Raw genomic sequence first — 657 nt, forward strand, 5'->3', positions numbered from 1 at the left:
TCTTATTTTATTATACTAAAAACCCTATACACAAACAAGTGTTTGTATATAGGGTTTTTGATCTGTTTACGCTATGTCATCTGCTTTACTTTCACGAAGTTTTTCTCTTTTTCTAAAATTTGTCTAATCAATTGATCCACTTTTTCCAGCTCTGCGCTAGGTTCTTTCCACCAATTTCTACTCCAGATGCGATGGATGGTCCAGCCTTTACTTTCAAGAAATTTTTGTCGATAGACATCTCTTTCTTTTGCGGATGGAGAACTATGATACATGGAGCCGTCACATTCTATCACAAGAATGACCTGTGATTTTCCGGTTCCAGGTGGCCCATGAACGACCATGCCGTCTGTATGTTCCATAGAATTGATAATTTCTTCTTGAGATGCATCCGTTTCTAGTACAAAGAACTTTTCTTTTTCATTTTTAGGAGCTGTTCCTGCGTTTTTTTCGGCTGCTTCGAGATTATCAGAAGTGAAGCTAGAGTCCTCTTCACCGACCTTCATTAAGTCCCCAGCTAATCCAAAATCAGAAACCCCCTCTTCCATTTTCTGCAAGAAGTCGTCATAGTCTTTTAAAATAGGAGAGTTCCCTTGCGGAAAATGACCTTCCATCTAACATAGCACCACTAATAAACGGGTAACCGATATATAAATCATA

Annotated in this window: 1 protein-coding gene; it reads right to left on the reverse strand. The window is 38.5% G+C overall.

The genetic code is table 11. The features are described 5' to 3' along the window. Positions 1-71: 71 nt before the first annotated feature. The gene (locus V7147_RS03200; RefSeq protein ID WP_335366418.1) at positions 72-611 is read right to left on the reverse strand and encodes a DUF559 domain-containing protein; all 540 of its coding nucleotides are present in this window, start codon (positions 609-611) and stop codon (positions 72-74) included. Positions 612-657 lie beyond the last annotated feature (46 nt).

The organism is Bacillus sp. JJ1521 (assembly GCF_036965165.1).
In the GTDB taxonomy this organism is placed as follows: domain Bacteria; phylum Bacillota; class Bacilli; order Bacillales; family Bacillaceae_L; genus Ferdinandcohnia.

What these genes read in the sequence shown, in the direction of transcription:
- V7147_RS03200 (WP_335366418.1), bottom strand. Translation starts at nt 611, where the DNA reads ATGGAAGGTCATTTTCCGCAAGGGAACTCTCCTATTTTAAAAGACTAT.